This window comes from Pseudomonas sp. RIT-PI-AD, assembly GCF_025642785.1.
In the GTDB taxonomy this organism is placed as follows: Bacteria; Pseudomonadota; Gammaproteobacteria; order Pseudomonadales; family Pseudomonadaceae; genus Pseudomonas_T.
In genome coordinates, this window is record NZ_JANZKU010000001.1 from 260,539 (window position 1) to 276,765 (window position 16,227).

The 16,227-nt window shown below is 67.3% G+C and carries 13 protein-coding genes; all 13 read left to right on the plus strand.

Annotated elements, in window-relative coordinates:
- Nucleotides 1-38: 38 nt before the first annotated feature.
- The 13 genes from flgH to OGL92_RS01295 all read left to right on the plus strand — a co-directional run bounded on the left by flgH (nucleotide 39) and on the right by OGL92_RS01295 (nucleotide 16,115).
- Entirely contained in the window at nucleotides 39-734 is a 696-nt protein-coding gene (flgH, locus tag OGL92_RS01235) for a flagellar basal body L-ring protein FlgH (protein WP_263139181.1), read from the plus strand.
- Nucleotides 735-750: 16 nt separating this feature from the next.
- Nucleotides 751-1,851: a flagellar basal body P-ring protein FlgI gene (locus OGL92_RS01240; RefSeq protein ID WP_263139183.1), complete on the plus strand. Its 1,101-nt coding sequence runs from the start codon at nucleotides 751-753 to the stop codon at nucleotides 1,849-1,851.
- A gap of 10 nt (nucleotides 1,852-1,861) precedes the next feature.
- Nucleotides 1,862-3,043, plus strand: coding sequence for a flagellar assembly peptidoglycan hydrolase FlgJ (gene flgJ / locus OGL92_RS01245; RefSeq protein WP_263139184.1), 1,182 nt, complete (start codon nucleotides 1,862-1,864; stop codon nucleotides 3,041-3,043).
- A gap of 9 nt (nucleotides 3,044-3,052) precedes the next feature.
- A complete protein-coding gene (gene flgK, locus OGL92_RS01250; protein ID WP_263139186.1) occupies nucleotides 3,053-5,083 on the plus strand; it encodes a flagellar hook-associated protein FlgK in 2,031 nt (676 codons plus the stop codon).
- 11 nt (nucleotides 5,084-5,094) lie between these two features.
- Nucleotides 5,095-6,411: a flagellar hook-associated protein FlgL gene (flgL, locus tag OGL92_RS01255; RefSeq protein WP_263139188.1), complete on the plus strand. Its 1,317-nt coding sequence runs from the start codon at nucleotides 5,095-5,097 to the stop codon at nucleotides 6,409-6,411.
- 176 nt (nucleotides 6,412-6,587) lie between these two features.
- Nucleotides 6,588-7,358 carry a glucose-1-phosphate cytidylyltransferase gene (rfbF, locus tag OGL92_RS01260; protein WP_263139190.1) on the plus strand — a complete coding sequence of 257 codons (771 nt, stop codon included), beginning with the start codon at nucleotides 6,588-6,590 and terminating at the stop codon, nucleotides 7,356-7,358.
- A complete protein-coding gene (gene rfbG / locus OGL92_RS01265) occupies nucleotides 7,349-8,416 on the plus strand; it encodes a CDP-glucose 4,6-dehydratase (protein WP_263139192.1) in 1,068 nt (355 codons plus the stop codon). Before rfbF ends, rfbG begins: the two co-directional genes overlap by 10 nt.
- Nucleotides 8,413-9,735 carry a lipopolysaccharide biosynthesis protein RfbH gene (gene rfbH / locus OGL92_RS01270; RefSeq protein ID WP_263139199.1) on the plus strand — a complete coding sequence of 441 codons (1,323 nt, stop codon included), beginning with the start codon at nucleotides 8,413-8,415 and terminating at the stop codon, nucleotides 9,733-9,735. Before rfbG ends, rfbH begins: the two co-directional genes overlap by 4 nt.
- Nucleotides 9,732-10,928, plus strand: coding sequence for a methyltransferase domain-containing protein (locus tag OGL92_RS01275; protein ID WP_263139207.1), 1,197 nt, complete (start codon nucleotides 9,732-9,734; stop codon nucleotides 10,926-10,928). Before rfbH ends, OGL92_RS01275 begins: the two co-directional genes overlap by 4 nt.
- Nucleotides 10,929-10,972: 44 nt before the next feature.
- Nucleotides 10,973-12,784 (plus strand): thiamine pyrophosphate-binding protein, encoded by a 1,812-nt coding sequence (locus tag OGL92_RS01280; protein ID WP_263139210.1) that lies wholly within the window; start codon nucleotides 10,973-10,975, stop codon nucleotides 12,782-12,784.
- Nucleotides 12,785-12,796: 12 nt separating this feature from the next.
- Complete coding sequence (locus tag OGL92_RS01285) at nucleotides 12,797-13,903, plus strand: FkbM family methyltransferase (RefSeq protein WP_263139214.1); 1,107 nt, start codon at nucleotides 12,797-12,799, stop codon at nucleotides 13,901-13,903.
- 68 nt (nucleotides 13,904-13,971) lie between these two features.
- Nucleotides 13,972-15,066: an N-acetylneuraminate synthase family protein gene (locus OGL92_RS01290; RefSeq protein WP_263139216.1), complete on the plus strand. Its 1,095-nt coding sequence runs from the start codon at nucleotides 13,972-13,974 to the stop codon at nucleotides 15,064-15,066.
- Entirely contained in the window at nucleotides 15,066-16,115 is a 1,050-nt protein-coding gene (locus OGL92_RS01295; RefSeq protein ID WP_263139218.1) for an NAD(P)-dependent oxidoreductase, read from the plus strand. Before OGL92_RS01290 ends, OGL92_RS01295 begins: the two co-directional genes overlap by 1 nt.
- Nucleotides 16,116-16,227: the final 112 nt, after the last annotated feature.

Here is a 16,227-nt window from a genome sequence, read left to right on the forward strand (position 1 = left end):
TCGTGGACGCTGGTCTTTACGCTGTGAGGTACCTTGCGATGAATCGGCTGCTCGTTCTCTATCCCTTGCTCGCCGTGACCGTTCTGGCCGGGTGCGTCAGCCCTCCGCCGAAACCCAACGACCCCTACTATGCGCCGGTCCTGCCGCGTACGCCGGTACCCGCCGCCGCGAGCAACGGTTCCATCTACCAGGCCGGCTTCGAGCGCAACCTCTACGACGACCGCAAGGCCTATCGCGTGGGCGACATCATCACCATCACCCTCAACGAGAAGACCCAGGCCAGCAAGAACGCCAACTCGAACATCGGCAAGACCAGCAAGACCAGCATGGGCCTGACCTCGCTGTTCGGCGGCGGCGTGTCGACCAACAACCCGCTGGGCAGCGGCGACCTGACCCTCGAGGCCGGCTACGGCGGCACCCGCGATTCGGTGGGCAAGAGCCAGGCCGCCCAGGGCAACAGCCTGTCGGGCTCGGTGACCGTCACGGTGGCCGAGGTCCTGCCCAATGGCGTGCTCTCGGTGCGCGGCGAGAAATGGATGACCCTGAACACCGGCGATGAGCTGGTGCGCATCGCCGGGCTGGTGCGGGCGGACGACATCGGCACCGACAACACCGTGTCCTCGACGCGGATCGCCGATGCGCGTATCACTTACTCGGGTACCGGCTCGTTCGCCGATGCCAATCAGCCGGGCTGGTTCGATCGCTTCTTCCTCAGTCCCCTTTTCCCGTTCTAAGGCAGGAGCCCGATCCATGAAGCGTCTGAGTATCCTGCTGTCGCTGCTGCTGTTTGCCGGCGTGGTCCAGGCCGAGCGGCTCAAGGACCTCGCCAGCATCCAGGGCGTGCGGAGCAACCAGCTGATCGGCTACGGCCTGGTGGTGGGGCTCAACGGCACCGGCGACCAGACCACCCAGACGCCCTTCACCCTGCAGACCTTCAACAACATGCTCGCCCAGTTCGGCATCAAGGTGCCGGCGGGCAGCGGCAACGTGCAACTGAAGAACGTCGCGGCGGTATCCGTGCATGCCGAGCTGCCGCCGTTCGCCAAGCCCGGGCAAACCATCGACATCACCATCTCCTCCATCGGCAACTCCAAGAGTCTGCGCGGCGGCAGCCTGCTGATGACCCCGTTGAAGGGCATCGACGGCAACGTCTACGCCATCGCCCAGGGCAACCTGGTGGTGGGCGGCTTCGACGCCTCCGGCGCGGATGGCTCGAAGATCACCGTCAACGTGCCCTCGGCCGGGCGGATTCCCGCGGGCGCCACCGTCGAGCGGCCGGTGCCGAGCGGCTTCGACCAGGGCAACACCCTGACCCTCAACCTCAACCGCCCGGACTTCACCACGGCGAAGAACATCGTCGACAAGCTCAACGAACTGCTCGGCCCCGGCGTCGCGCATGCTCTGGACGGCGGGTCCATCCAGGTCAGCGCGCCGCTCGACCCGAGCCAGCGGGTGGACTACATGTCGGTGCTGGAAAACCTCGAAGTGGAAGCCGGCCAGGCCGTGGCCAAGGTCATCATCAACTCGCGCACCGGGACCATCGTCATCGGCCAGAACGTCAGGGTGCAGCCGGCCGCGGTGACCCACGGCAGCCTCACCGTGACCATCACCGAGGACCCGGTGGTGAGTCAGCCGGATGCCCTGTCCGGCGGCCAGACCGCGGTGGTGCCGCGTTCGCGGGTGAAAGCCGACCAGGAAGCCAAGCCGATGTTCAAGTTCGGTCCGGGCACCACCCTCGACGAGATCGTCCGGGCGGTCAACCAGGTGGGCGCCGCGCCCTCCGACCTCATGGCCATCCTGGAAGCGCTCAAGCAGGCCGGCGCCCTCCAGGCCGACCTGATCGTGATTTGAGGACAGTGCCATGAATCGACTCAGCGCAGGTCTTGCCAGCGGTTCGCCGCTGGACAGCGGAGCCTACACCGACCTCAACCGCCTCAATCAGTTGAAGGTGGGCAAGGAGCGCGACAGCGAAGGCAACATTCGCAAGGTCGCCCAGGAATTCGAATCGTTGTTCCTCAACGAAATGCTCAAGTCGATGCGCTCGGCCAACGAGGCGCTCGGCGACGGCAATTTCATGAACAGCCAGACCACCAAGCAATACCAGGACATGTACGACCAGCAACTGTCCGTCAGCCTGTCCAAGCAGGGCGGCGGCGTCGGCCTGGCGGACGTCCTGGTGCGGCAGTTGGCGCCGCACAAGGGCGCCAGCGCGAAGAGCAGCCCCTTTGCCCAGGTGGCGGCCACCCAGGGCGCCAAGTGGCCCTCGGCGAGCGCCAAGAGCCTGCCGGTCCCGGAGCAGGGCAGGGACGACTCGGCCCAGCTCAACAAGCGTCGGCTGGCCCTGCCAGGCCGGCTGACCGATCGCCTGCTCGCCGGGATCGTGCCCAGCGCCTCCGCCGAAGACGGGCAGAGCCTGGCGAAAGCCGACTGGGCGCCGGCGCAGAGCTATGCCGCCCCCGCCCGCAAGGGCCTGGCGATCGACGAGGCCGGCGCCATCAGCGGCCGGCGCATCGCCCAGCCGCCGCTGGCGCCGGCCAAGTCGGCCTTCGCCTCGGCCGACGAGTTCGTCTCCACCATGCTGCCGCTGGCCGAGTCCGCGGCCAAGCGCATCGGTGTCGACGCGCGCTACCTGGTGGCCCAGGCGGCCCTGGAAACCGGCTGGGGCAAATCGATCATCCGCCAGCAGGACGGCAGCAGCAGCCACAACCTGTTCGGCATCAAGGCCCACGGCGGCTGGACCGGCGAGTCGGCGCGGGTGCTGACCACCGAGTACAAGGGCGACAAGGCGGTGAAGGAAGCGGCGGAATTCCGCAGCTACGGTTCCTACGAACAAAGCTTCCAAGACTATGTCAGTTTTCTACAGGGCAACTCGCGCTATCAAGATGCGTTGAACGTGGCCGATAAACCAGAACGCTTCGTACGTGAGTTGCAAAGCGCAGGCTACGCGACAGACCCGCAATACGCGCGCAAGATCGGGCAGATCGCGAAGCAAATGCAAACCTACCAGACCGTCGCCGCCGCCGGTTCGGTAACGCGCTCGTGAGGCTGAATCATGGCTGACCTACTTTCCATCGGACTTTCCGGCCTGAAATCGACTCAGGTGGCGTTGGCGACGACCGGTCACAACATTTCCAACGTCAACACGCCGGGCTATTCCCGCCAGCAGTCGGTGCAGCAGAGCAACCTGCCGCAATTCACCGGCGCGGGTTACGTCGGCACCGGCAGCCATGTGGTCGACGTGCGGCGCCTGGCCAGCGAGTTCCTTTCCGGGCAGTTGCGTGGCGCCACCAGCCAGAACAGCGAGCTGCAAGCCTTCCAGGGGCAGATCGAGCAGCTCGACTCGTTGCTTTCCAGCGGTACCACCGGGATCAGCCCCGCCTTGCAGAGCTTCTTCACCTCGTTGCAGACCGCGTCCCAGGACCCGTCCTCCATCGCTGCCCGCGAAGCGGTGTTGACCCAGTCCCAGAGCCTGGCGTCGTCGTTCAACACGGTCTACGACCAGCTCGACAAACAGAACACCATGATCAATCAGCAGTTGGGCGCGCTGACCACTCAGATCAATTCCATGGCCAACAGCGTGGCGAATTACAACCAGGCCATCGTCAGTGCCCGCGCCACCGGTTCCGAACCCAACGACCTGCTCGACGCCCGCGACGAGGTGGTGCGCCAGATGTCGGAGATGATCGGCGTGCAGTCGGTCGCGCAGAACGACGGCAGCATCAACCTGTTCATCGGCACCGGCCAGCCGCTGGTGGTGGGCAACACGCCGTCGCAGTTGCAGGCGGTCGCCGGCAGCGACGACCCCTCGCGCTTCCAGATCCAGATGGTCACCAACGGCGTGCCGCAGACCATCACCAGCCAGATCAACGGCGGCGAAGTCGGCGGCCTGCTGGCCTATCGCGACACCGTGCTGGACAAGTCCTACAACAGCCTCGGCCAAGTAGCCCTGACCATCGCCGACAACATCAACAAGCAGTTGGGGCAGGGGCTCGATCTGTCCGGGCGGGCCGGCACCAACCTATTCGCCGACATCAACAACACCCAGGCGGCCTCGCTGCGGATCATCGCGCAGTCGACCAACACCGGTAACGCCACCGGCGTGCTGAACATCACCGACACCACCAAGCTCACCAGCAGCGACTATCGGCTGGACTACGACGGCACCAACTTCACCGCCCGCCGCCTGAGCGACAACGAGGCGATGGCCGTCACCGTTTCCGGCACCTCGCCCTACACCCTCAGCTTCAAGGATTCCGCCGGCGTCGACCAAGGCTTCCAGGTGTCCCTGAACAGCCTGCCGGCGGCCAACGACCGATTCACCCTGCAGCCCACCCGGCGCGGGGCCACCAACATCGACAGCGTGCTCACCCAGCCCGACCAACTGGCGTTCTCCGGTTCGGTGAACGCCCAGGCGACCACCAACAACCGTGGGACCGGCGCCATCAGCGCTCCCTCGCTGGTCAACGGTCCCTCACCGATCAACACGGCCGACCTGCAACGCCTGTTCGGCACCGGCTCTGGGGTCTCGCTCAGCTACGACGCCGCCACCAGCACCCTGAACACCGCCGGCCTGCCGGCGGGCGCTACCCTGAGCTACGTGTCGCCGTCGACCACCGCGATCACTCCGGGGCAGACCAATACCCTGCGGCTGAACTACACCGACCCGGTGACCAGCAATAACTACACCTACGAATTCACCCTGGGCGGCATCCCGCAGAGCGGCGACAGCTTCTCCCTGGCATTCAACGCCAGTGGTATCTCCGATAACCGCAACGCCTTGAATCTGGTGGCCCTGCAGACCAAGCCGACGGTCTCCGTGGGCAACACCCAGACCACCTACAACGGTGCCTACAGCAGCCTGGTGGAGCGCGTCGGTTCGCTGACCGCCCAGGTCCGGGTCAACAGCGCGTCGAGCGAGGCGGTGCTCAAGCAGTCCCAGGACAACCGCGATTCCCTGGCGGGCGTCAACCTCGACGAAGAGGCGGCCAACCTGATCCAGTACCAGCAGTACTACAATGCTTCGGCCCAGGTGATTAAAGTTGCGCAGTCTTTGTTCGATACACTGATTAACGCCTTCAACTGAGTGACGCCATCATGCGCATTTCCACTATTCAGGCTTTCAACAACTCGGTGAACGGCCTGCAGAAGAATTACGCGAGCGTCTCCCGCACCCAGGAACAGATCAGCACCGGCAAGCGCATCCTCACCCCGGCCGACGATCCGGTCGCCTCGGTCCGCCTGCTCCAGTTGAGTCAGGAAGAATCTCTCAACAGCCAGTACACCTCCAGCATCACCGCAGCCACCAACAGCCTGAACTCCGAGGAGGCCATCCTCACCTCGGTGGGCAGCGTGATGCAGCGTATCCGCGAGATCGCCATCCAGGCCGGCGGCGGCGGGCTCGACCCCACCGACCGCAATTCCCTCGGCACCGAGCTGGCGCAGCGCGAAGACGAGCTGATGAGCCTGCTGAACAGCAAGGACTCCAACGGCAAGTACCTGTTCTCCGGTTCCGGCGGCGACACCCAGCCCTTCATCCGCAATCCCGACGGCACCTACAGCTACAACGGCGACGAGGGCGAGCGGCAAGTGCAGGTGGCGAGCAGCACCTTCCTGGCCGTGGGCGACAACGGCAAGAATCTGTTCGAGAACGTGTTCAACGCCAACCGCGTCACCACCGGCAAGACCGTCACCGGGACCGGCGCCGACGGCACCGTCAGCACCGGGCGCATTTCCCTCGGCCTGGTGACCGACAAGAAAGCTTACGACACCACCTTTCCCGCCAGCGCGCCGCCGGTGGCCACCGATGGGATCGGCATCCATTTCCTCGACACCCAGAAATACGTCGTCTACAACCCCGCCACCTTGCCCGCCGGTTACGACTGGAACAGCTACGACCCGGCCACGCCGCCCGCCGGGCAACTGGCGACCGGGCAGCTGGACGGCAACACCGAGACCTCCGACTTCATCAATTACGGGGGGGTCAAGGTGCAGATCGACGGGGTGCCGCAGAAAGGCGACGACTATGCCGTCACCCGCAAACCGGACGAGGAGAAGCGCAGCCTGCTGAACGTGGTGTCCGATCTGCGTAAGGCGCTGCAAAGCTCCGACGGCAGTAACGAAGGCACCCTGAAGATCCGCGACCAGGTCGCGGTGGCCATCTCCAACCTGGACTCGGTGAACACCAAGGTGCTGGGCGTGCAGGGTTCCGTGGGCGCGCGCCTGAATACCCTGGAAACCACTTCGAACTTCATCACCGACATCAGCCTGGTCAACAAGTCGGTGCAATCCGACCTGGAAGACCTCGACTACGCCGCGGCGATCTCCAACCTCGCCATGCAGTCCACCGTGTTGCAGGCCGCACAGCAGAGCTTCGCCAAGATCAGCGGCCTCAGCCTGTTCAATTACATCTGACGGCGCTCTTCGCGGCGCCGTCGGCCCCTCCGGTGCTCCGATCCGCCCGCGATGCCATCCCCGCGTTCCGACTTTTCCTCGATGGGCTTGGCGGATATTTTGCTTAGCGTCTTCAATGACACATGGGTTGCCAGAATGTTGACGGCGACCGGGCAACGACGCATCGAGGAAAAACGATGAAGGCAGTCATTCTGGCGGGTGGATTGGGCACGCGTATCAGCGAAGAGTCGCACCTCAAGCCGAAGCCCATGATCGACATCGGCGGTCGCCCGATCATCTGGCACATCATGAAGATATACTCCCACTACGGCATCAACGACTTCGTGATCTGCCTGGGCTACAAGGGCTACATCATCAAGGAGTATTTCGCCAACTACTTCCTGCACATGTCGGACGTCACCTTCGACATGGCGGAAAACCAGATGCACATCCACGGCCGTCACGCCGAGCCCTGGCGCGTCACGCTGATCGACACCGGCGAACATACCGCCACCGGCGGACGCCTCAAGCGCATCCGCGAACACGTGTCCGGCGAACGCTTCTGCTTCACCTACGGCGACGGCCTGGCGGACATCGACATCCCCGCGCTGCTGCGTTTCCACGAGCAGCACGGCAAGCTGGCCACGGTCACCGCGGTGCAGCCGCCGGGCCGTTACGGCGCCCTGTCCATCGAGGGCGAGCGGGTCGCCGGCTTCCAGGAAAAACCCCAGGGCGACGGCGGCTGGATCAACGGCGGTTTCTTCGTGCTGGAACCTGCGATCTTCGATTACATCGAGGGCGACGCCTCCACCTGGGAACAGGAACCGATGCTCGAACTGGCCGACGCCGGCCAGCTCATGAGCTACACCCATCGCGGCTTCTGGCAACCCATGGACACCCTGCGCGACAAGGTCCTGCTGGAAGAGCGCTGGCAAAGCGGCCGAGCGGATTGGCAACTATGGCGCTAGAACCGGAGTTCTGGCGCGGCCGACGGGTCTTCCTCACTGGCCATACCGGTTTCAAGGGCGGTTGGCTGGCCCTCTGGCTGGACGCTCTCGGCGCCCGCACCCAGGGCTACGCGCTCGAGGCTTCGACCGAGCCGGCGCTGTGGCGGGCCGCTCGCCTGGACCAGGTGCTGGGCAGCGAAATCGGCGACATCCGTGACGCCCAGCGCCTGCGTGACAGCCTCTGCGCGGCGCAGCCCGAGGTGGTCTTCCACCTGGCCGCGCAGCCCTTGGTGCGCGCGTCCTACCGCGATCCGCTGGCCACCTATTCCACCAACGTAATGGGCACCGCGCATCTGCTGGAGGCGGTGCGCGCCTGCCCGAGCGTGCGTGCCGTGGTGGTGGTGACCACCGACAAGTGCTACGAGAACCGCGAATGGCTCTGGCCCTATCGCGAGAGCGACAGCCTCGGCGGCCACGACCCCTATAGCAGCAGCAAGGCCTGCACCGAGCTGGTGTGCGCCGCCTACCGTGCGTCCTTCCTCGCCGAGCGCGGCGTGGCTCTGGCCACCGCGCGTGCCGGCAACGTGCTGGGCGGCGGCGATTGGTCGGCCGACCGGCTGGTGCCGGACGTCCTGCGCGCCTGGAGCGCCGGCGACGAGGTGGTCCTGCGCCATCCGCAGGCCACCCGGCCCTGGCAGCACGTGCTCGATCCGCTGGCCGGCTACCTGCAACTGGCCCAGGCGCTGTGTGGCGAGACGCCCGCGGCCTTCGCCCAGGGCTGGAACTTCGGCCCCGACGCCCAGGGCGTGAGCAGCGTCGCCACGCTGGTGGAAAAGCTCGCCGCGCTCTGGCAGGGTTCGCCGCGCTGGCGGGTGGATGCGGCGCCGGGCGTGCACGAAGCGACTCTGCTGACCCTCGATTCCAGCCTGGCCCGCCAGCGCCTCGGCTGGCAGCCGCACTGGACCCTGGAGCAGGCGCTGCGGCTGACCTGCGACTGGCAGCGCGCCTGGGCCGCCGGCGAAGACATGCAGGCGTTCAGCCGGCGACAGATAGACGTTTACCAAGGTGAGGTTCGATGAGCGACGCGAAAGCCCAGGCACTGCGCCAGCAGATCGGCGAACTGGTGGCCGAATACGCCGCCTTGCAGTATGCCGAACGGCCATTCGAGCCCGGTACGTCGAGCATCCCGCCCTCGGGCAAGGTGCTCGGCGCCGGCGAATTGCAGGCCATGACCGAGGCGGCGCTGGACGGCTGGCTGACCACCGGTCGCTTCAACGACGCCTTCGAGCGCCGCCTGGCGCGCTACCTCGGCGTGCGCAGCGTGCTCACCACCAACTCCGGTTCCTCGGCCAACCTGCTGGCGTTCTCCGCGCTCACCTCCGAGCGCCTGGGCGACGAAGCGATCAAGCCGGGCGACGAGGTCATCGGCGTGGCCGCGGGGTTTCCCACCACCGTCAACCCGATCCTGCAATTCGGCGCGGTGCCGGTGTTCGTCGACGTGCAACTGGGCACCTACAACATCGACCCCGACCTGGTGGAGGCGGCGATCTCGCCGCGGACCAAGGCGATCATGCTCGCCCATACCCTAGGCAACCCCTTCAACCTGAAGGTCATCCAGGCCTTGTGCGAGAAATACGACCTGTGGCTGATCGAGGATTGCTGCGACGCCCTGGGTTCGCGCTACGACGGTCGCCTGGTCGGGACCTTCGGCGACATCGGCACCCTGAGCTTCTACCCCGCGCACCACGTGACCATGGGCGAGGGCGGTGCGGTGTTCACCGACAGCCCCAAGCTCAAGCGCATCCTCGAATCCTTCCGCGACTGGGGCCGCGACTGCTACTGCGCGCCGGGCGTGGACAACACCTGCGGCAAACGCTTCGGCTGGCAATTGGGGCAACTGCCCGCCGGCTACGACCACAAGTACACCTACTCGCACCTCGGCTACAACCTGAAGATCACCGACATGCAGGCCGCCTGCGGGCTGGCCCAGCTCGACCGCCTGGACGGCTTCGTCGAGCGGCGCAAGCGCAACTTCGCCGGCCTCCACGAGCGTCTGGCGGACCTCCAGGGGCAGCTCTTGCTGCCTTCGGCGACGCCCGGCAGCGAGCCATCCTGGTTCGGTTTCCCGCTGACCCTGCAACCCGGCTGCGGCGTCGAGCGGGTGGAGCTGCTCAAGCATCTGGACGCGCACAAGGTGGGCACTCGCCTGCTGTTCGCCGGCAACCTAATCCGCCAGCCCTACATGCAGGGGCGCACCTACCGGGTCGCCGGCGAATTGACCCGCACCGACCGCATCCTCCACGACACCTTCTGGCTCGGCGTCTGGCCGGGGCTGGAGGATAGCCACCTGGACTACGTCGCCGAGCGGCTCAGGGCATTCCTGAGGAAGCCTGCATGAACGCCCCCGCCTTGCGTGAGGCGCGGCATCGCGCCTGCCCGCTGTGCGCCGCGCGACAGGTGACGGGGTTGCGGGCCATGCGCCTGGTGCAACCCAGCGGCTCGCCGTTGCCCGGCGAGTACGACCTGGTCGCCTGCGACGTCTGCGATTTCGTCTACGCCGACACCGCCGCGACCCAAGGGGACTACGACCGCTATTATGCCCACTGCGCCAAGTACGCGGCGGCCAACGCCAGCGGTTCCGGCGAAGCCGCCAGCGACAACCGGCGCCTGGCCGACGCCGCGGAGCGCGTCGCGCGCTTGTTGCCTCGGGCCGATTCGCCCTGGCTGGACCTCGGCTGTGGCCGCGGCGGCCTGCTGGCGGCCGTGGCGCGCCGCGGTTTCGATGGCGGCCGGGGGCTCGACCCCGATCCGGGATGCGCCGCCCTCGGCGCCCGGCAGGGCTTGAAGATCCATGCCGGGACCCTGGACCGCGTGGCGCAGCTGTTCACCGGCCAGCGTTTCGAGCTGATCGTCCTCAGCCACGTGGCCGAGCACCTGCGCGACCTGAGCCTGCTGCAACCGCTGCGTGAGCAACTGACGGCGAGCGGGCGCCTGTACATCGAGGTGCCGGACGCCGGTCGCTATGGCGAGCATCCGCGCACCCCGTTCTATTACGTCGACAGCGAGCACATCAATCATTTCGGCCCTGCGTCCCTGCAGGTGCTGGCCCGCGAGCTGGGGTTCGCCGCCCTGGCCCTGGAGCGTTTCGTTCTACCCCTGGACGACCGCTCCGGTTATCCGGCACTGGCGCTGATCGCCGGGCAGGGCAGTGGGGTGCCGCCCGCCGCGCCTGAGGTGGTGAGCCACATGCGCGCTTACCTGGAAGCCTGCGAGCGCCAGGCGGCGGTGCGTATCGAGCCGCCCCTGCCGGAAGGCCGCGAGGTGCTGGTCTGGGGCGCGGGTTCCATGGCCCAGCGCCTGCTCGGCCTGGGCGCCTTCGAGGGGCTGGCGCTGGCGGCGTTTCTCGATAACGATCCGAACAAGCAGGGGCGGCAGCTCGCCGGTCGACCGATCCTCACGCCGGCCGCGGGCCTCGCCGCCCATGCCGATGCGCCGCTGTTGATCTGCGCGGCGGTGGAACACCGGCAGATCGAGGCCGAATGCCGCGCCTTCGGCGAGGGCCGAACCCGTTCCATCCACCGGGTGATCTGAAGCTTTTTCCTCGACTTTCATTGACGAATCGATCCAGGTACCGCATGAAAACGATAGCCGAACAAATTGCCGACTGGCTGGTGGCGCAAGGGATCGAACAGGTCTTCGCGGTCACCGGCGGCGGTGCGATGTTTCTCAACCAGGCCCTCGCCAGCCATCCCGGACTCAGCTGCACCTTCATGCACCACGAGCAGGCTTGCGCCATGGCCGCCGAGGGCTATGCGCGGATCAGCGGCAAGCCGGCACTGGTCAACGTCACCACCGGCCCGGGCGGGATCAACGCGCTCAATGGCGTGTTCGGGGCCTTCACCGATTCCATCCCGATGCTGGTAATCTCCGGCCAGGTGAAGCGCGAAACCAGCCTCGACCACACCCCGGTCCCCGGTTTGCGCCAGTTGGGCGACCAGGAGGCGCCGATCGTCGCCATGGCCCGCCCGGTGTGCAAGGCGGCGGAAGCCATCGGCGGCGCCGAGCAGCTCGGCGAGGCCTTGCCGCGGCTGCTCGCCCTGGCCCGCGAAGGCCGGCCGGGCCCGGTCTGGCTGGACATTCCGCTGGACGTGCAATCCGCGCAGGCCGAGGTGGCGTTCGCCACGCGTCCCGAAGACCGGGCGCAGGATCGCAGCGACGAGCTGGAGGCCGCCTGTCGCGCGGTACTGGAACACCTGCGCAGCGCCGACCGCCCCCTGCTGCTGGCCGGCACCGGGGTCCGCCTGAGCGGCGCCGAGCACGCGCTGCTGGCGTTCGCCGAGCGTCACGGCATCCCCCTGGCCACCGCCTGGACCCACGACCTGATCGCCAGCGATCATCCGCTGTTCGCCGGGCGACCCGGAACCATCGGCACCCGCGCCGGCAACTTCGCCCTGCAGAATGCCGACCTGGTCATCGTCCTGGGCTCGCGGCTGAACATCCGCCAAGTCAGCTACAACTGGCCCTCGTTCGCCAGCCGCGCGACCCTGGTCCAGGTGGACATCGACCCCCGGGAGCTGGACAAGCCGCTGGTTCGCGCGGCGATTCCGGTACAGGCCGACGTGGGGGATTTCCTCGTCGCCCTGGAACGCACCCTGGAGGGTGTCGACCTTCCCGATTTCTCGCCCTGGAACGCCTGGACCCGCGCGCTCCAGCAGCGTTTCCCGGTGCTGCAGGCCCATCAGGGCTTCAGCCCGCGGCTGAACCCCTACGCGGTGGTGCATCGGGTTTTTCAGGCCTTGCGGGACGACGACATCGTGGTTTGCGGCAACGCCTCCGCCTGCATCCTGCCGTTCCAGGTCGGCCACCTGCGGCCGGGCCAGCGGCTGTTCAGCAACTCCGGTTCGGCCTCCATGGGCTACGACCTGCCGGCCGCGCTCGGCGCGGCGGTGGCGGCGCCGGGCCGCCGGGTGGTGTGCTTCGCCGGCGACGGCAGCCTGCAGATGAACGTGCAGGAGTTGCAAACCCTGCGCACCCGCGGCCTGAACGTGCTGGTGCTGGTGCTGGCCAACGAAGGCTACCTGTCGATCAAGCAGACCCACGAGAATTTCTTCGGCCGGGTGGTGGGCGCCGACCCCGCTTCCGGCGTGGATTGCCCGGACTACGCGCGGCTGGCCGAGGCCTATGGCTTGCCGGCGGCGCGCGTGACCTGCGCCGAGCAGTTGTCCCGCCTCGACGAGGCCCTGGAGGCCGACGGGCCGCGCCTGGTGCAGATCGAGGTGGACCCGGCGCAATCCTTCGAACCGCGGATCAAGTCGCGCATCGGCGAGGACGGCAAGTTCCAGACGCCGGAACTGGACGACATGTTCCCGTTCCTCGACCCGCGAACGCTGGCCGACGTACGCGCCGAAGCCGCCGCCCTGCGTTCGCGCCGCCCCGCGACCCACTGAGAGAGAACCGCCATGGCCGAACGCCGCGACCCCGCCGAACTCCGCGCAATCCTCCAGGTCAGCCTGGCCCACGCCAGGCGCGACGGCGTGGCGATCTTCGGCGCCGGCGTCTTCGCCAGGGCCTTGCGCCGGGCCTGCGAGGGGCAGGGCATCCGGGTCCGCTGCTTCGTCGTCAGCGGTCATCCCGCCGACGCGCAGAGCGACGGCCTGCCGGTCTACGGCCTCGGCGGCGTTCCCGCCCCGGTGACCCAGGGTCCGATCCTGATCGGCGTCTACAACCGCAACGCCGAGTCCGAGCTGACCGCCCTGCGCCGGCGCTGCCTGGACGCCGGCTTCGCCGGGGTCCACGTGCCCCAGGAGTATTTTTCCTGGGTCGCGGCGGCCATGGGCTGGCGCTACTGGCTGGCGCCGCTGGAGGACTATCCAGCGATGGGCGAATCGATCGAGGCGGCCCGCGCCTGCCTGGCGGACCAGGCCAGCCGCGAGGCCTTCGCGGCGATCCTGGATTTCCGCCAGGCCCTGGCCCTGGAGCGACCCTTGGCCCTCAGCGCCGAGCCGCAGTATTTCCCGCCGTCGCTGCGCCATGCGGTGGCCCAGCCCTGCGTCTACCTCGACGGCGGCGCCTACGACGGCGATAGCGTGCAGATGGCCGCGGAGGTCCTGGCGTTGGAGCGGATCTACGCCTTCGAGCCCGATCCCGGCAACTACCCGCGGCTGGTCGCGCGGATGGGCGAGCAGGGGCTTCCCGCCGTCAGCCTGCCGGTGGGGCTGTCCGACAGCACCGCCTGCCTGCGCTTCAATGCCGGCGCCGGCGAGGGCAGCAGCCTGGACCCCCAGGGCGACACGCTGATCCAGGTGATCCGCCTGGACGACCTGCTGGCCCATGAGCGGGTGGACTTCCTCAAGCTGGATATCGAGGGCAACGAAATGCAGGCCCTGGAGGGCGCGCGGCGCCTGCTGCTGGAGCAGGGCCCGTTCCTGGCCATCGCGGCGTATCACCGCTGGGACGATCTGTGGCGCATCCCCACGTTCATCCATGGCCTCGGCCTCGGCTATAAGATCACCTTGAAGCTGCACGAAACGAATTCCTTCGAGTCGGTGTTCTACGCCCATCGATGAGTCCGCCTCGGCGATGTCCGGGCCTTTCGCCGCGTGGCGGTGACGAATAAAAAGACAGGAAAGACTCCATGCGAAATCCAAACGAAGTGTTCGAAGACCTGTTCGTGCTCGAACTGGCCAATAACCACTGGGGCCGCCTCGACCGGGGTCTGCGCATCGTCCAGCAGTTCGCCCACCCGGTGCGCTTCAACAACGTCAAGGCGGCGATCAAGCTGCAGTTCCGCGACGTCGAGCGCTTCGTGCACAAGGACTTCCAGAACCGCGAAGACATCCGCTACGTGAAGAAGACCCTCGACACCAAGCTCACCGAGGAAGACTTCGGCGTGTTGGTCGAGGCGATCGCCAAGTCCGGCTGCATCCCCATGGCCACGCCGTTCGACGAGCAGTCCGTGGACCTCTGCGAGAAATTCAACTTCCCGATCATCAAGATGGCCAGTTCCGACATCAACGACTGGCCGCTGATCGAGCGCATCGCCCAGACCCGCCGGCCGGTGATCGCCTCGTCGGGCGGCGCCAGCCAGAAGAACCTGGACGACCTGGTGCTGTTCTTCGAGAACCGCGACATTCCCCTGGCGATCAACCACTGCGTGTCGCTCTATCCCTCCGAGGACCACGAGCTGGAGCTGAACCAGATCGATTTCCTCCGCAATCGCTACCCGAACCACGTGATCGGTTTCTCGACCCACGAGTACCACGACTGGACCCATTCCATGCTCATCTCCTATGCCAAGGGCGCGCGCACCTGGGAGCGGCACATCGACATCGACGCCGACGGCATTCCGGTGTCCTCCTATTGTTCGCTGCCCCACCAGGTGGACGAGTGGTTCCGCGCCTATCACAAGGCCCGGGAAATGTGCGGCGGCGCCGGCACCCAGCGCCGGGTGCTGCCGACCCGCGAGGTGGAATACCTGGATAACCTGGTGCGCGGCGTCTACGCCAAGCGCGACCTGGAAGCCGGCTACGTGATGGACCACGCGAATTTCAGCGAGGATTTCTACCTGGCGGTTCCGTTGCAGAAGGGCCAGTTGTCCTGCCGCGAACTGCTCAACGGCCTGACCCTGTCGCAGCCCTTGCAGCAGGACGGCTCCCTGACCCTGGAACACGTGGAAGGCTCGTTCATCAATCCGGCGATGCGCACCCTGATCAAACGTCGCGGGTTGTGATGGCCGGCGTGCCTTCGCTGTCCCTGGACAGCCCGTGCATCGCCGCCGATATCGAAAGCCTGCTCGGGCGCCTGCCGGGGCTGCGCGCGCTGCATGGCCAGCGCCTGCTGCTCAGCGGAGGGACCGGTTTCTTCGGCCGTTGGTTGCTGGCCACCTTCGATGCGCTGCACGCCGCCGGCGTGCAGCCGCGGGTCACCCTGGTTTCCCGCGACCCCGAACGCTTCCTGCGCCAGGAGCCGCGGTATCGCCAGGCCCCCTGGCTCGACTGGTGCGCCGGCGACATGCGCACCGTGGACCTGGGCGGCCGGCCCTTCGACCTGCTGCTGCATGCCGGTACCGACACCTCGGCCGAGGCGCACCGCGACGGCTTGGCCATCTACGACGGCATCCTGCAAGGCACCCGCAATCTGCTGGACGCCGCGGTCGCCGGCGGCGTGCGCCGGGTGCTGCTGGTCGGCTCCGGCGCCCAATACGGGCGGCAACCGGCGGACAGCGCGCGGATCCTCGAGGCGGCCACCCATGCCTGCGCCAGCGAATCCGCCGACAGCGCCTATGGCGAGGCCAAGCGCGCCGCGGAAACCCTCGGCGCGCTGTATGCCCGTCGCGAGGGGTTCGCGGTGGTGCATGCGCGCTGCTTCGCCTTCGCCGGGCCGGGCCTGCCGCTGGATGGACACTTCGCCATCGGCAACTTCATCCGCGACGCGCTGTGGCACGACGCGATCCGTTTGCAATCCCGGGGCGAGGCGCTGCGCAGCTACCTCTACGGGGCCGACCTGGCCGGTTGGCTGCTGACGCTGTTGATGCAGGGGCGCGCCGGCGAGGCCTACAACGTCGGCTCCGACGCCGCGCTCAGCGTCGTCGATCTGGCGCAGCGGGTCGCCGCGTTGCTGGCGCCGGACAAGCCGCTGCGCGTCGCCGACCAGGGCGATGCCGGCCCGCGTTCACGCTATATCCCGGACATCGACAAGGCCCGTGGCCTGGGTCTGGACGTCTGGACGCCGCTGGACCAGGCGATCCTGCGCACCGCGCAGTGGTGGCGCGACGCCTGAGGGATGCGAGCATCCAGCTGACGAGGCGGCGCGCGCCGTCGAAAGCGCCTGGGGGCGCCCGGGGCCGGGCATGATGGTTGCTAGGGCCGGGCATGATGGTTGCTATAGTGAG

Bases quoted from the DNA above. Each gene is read 5' to 3' on its own strand.
- flgJ (WP_263139184.1), top strand. From the start codon at position 1,862: ATGAATCGACTCAGCGCAGGTCTTGCCAGCGGTTCGCCGCTGGACAGC.
- OGL92_RS01280 (WP_263139210.1), top strand. From the start codon at position 10,973: ATGAAAACGATAGCCGAACAAATTGCCGACTGGCTGGTGGCGCAAGGG.
- OGL92_RS01295 (WP_263139218.1), top strand. From the start codon at position 15,066: ATGGCCGGCGTGCCTTCGCTGTCCCTGGACAGCCCGTGCATCGCCGCC.
- OGL92_RS01290 (WP_263139216.1), top strand. From the start codon at position 13,972: ATGCGAAATCCAAACGAAGTGTTCGAAGACCTGTTCGTGCTCGAACTG.
- flgH (WP_263139181.1), top strand. From the start codon at position 39: ATGAATCGGCTGCTCGTTCTCTATCCCTTGCTCGCCGTGACCGTTCTG.
- rfbH (WP_263139199.1), top strand. From the start codon at position 8,413: ATGAGCGACGCGAAAGCCCAGGCACTGCGCCAGCAGATCGGCGAACTG.
- OGL92_RS01240 (WP_263139183.1), top strand. From the start codon at position 751: ATGAAGCGTCTGAGTATCCTGCTGTCGCTGCTGCTGTTTGCCGGCGTG.
- rfbF (WP_263139190.1), top strand. From the start codon at position 6,588: ATGAAGGCAGTCATTCTGGCGGGTGGATTGGGCACGCGTATCAGCGAA.
- OGL92_RS01275 (WP_263139207.1), top strand. From the start codon at position 9,732: ATGAACGCCCCCGCCTTGCGTGAGGCGCGGCATCGCGCCTGCCCGCTG.
- rfbG (WP_263139192.1), top strand. From the start codon at position 7,349: ATGGCGCTAGAACCGGAGTTCTGGCGCGGCCGACGGGTCTTCCTCACT.
- flgL (WP_263139188.1), top strand. From the start codon at position 5,095: ATGCGCATTTCCACTATTCAGGCTTTCAACAACTCGGTGAACGGCCTG.
- flgK (WP_263139186.1), top strand. From the start codon at position 3,053: ATGGCTGACCTACTTTCCATCGGACTTTCCGGCCTGAAATCGACTCAG.
- OGL92_RS01285 (WP_263139214.1), top strand. From the start codon at position 12,797: ATGGCCGAACGCCGCGACCCCGCCGAACTCCGCGCAATCCTCCAGGTC.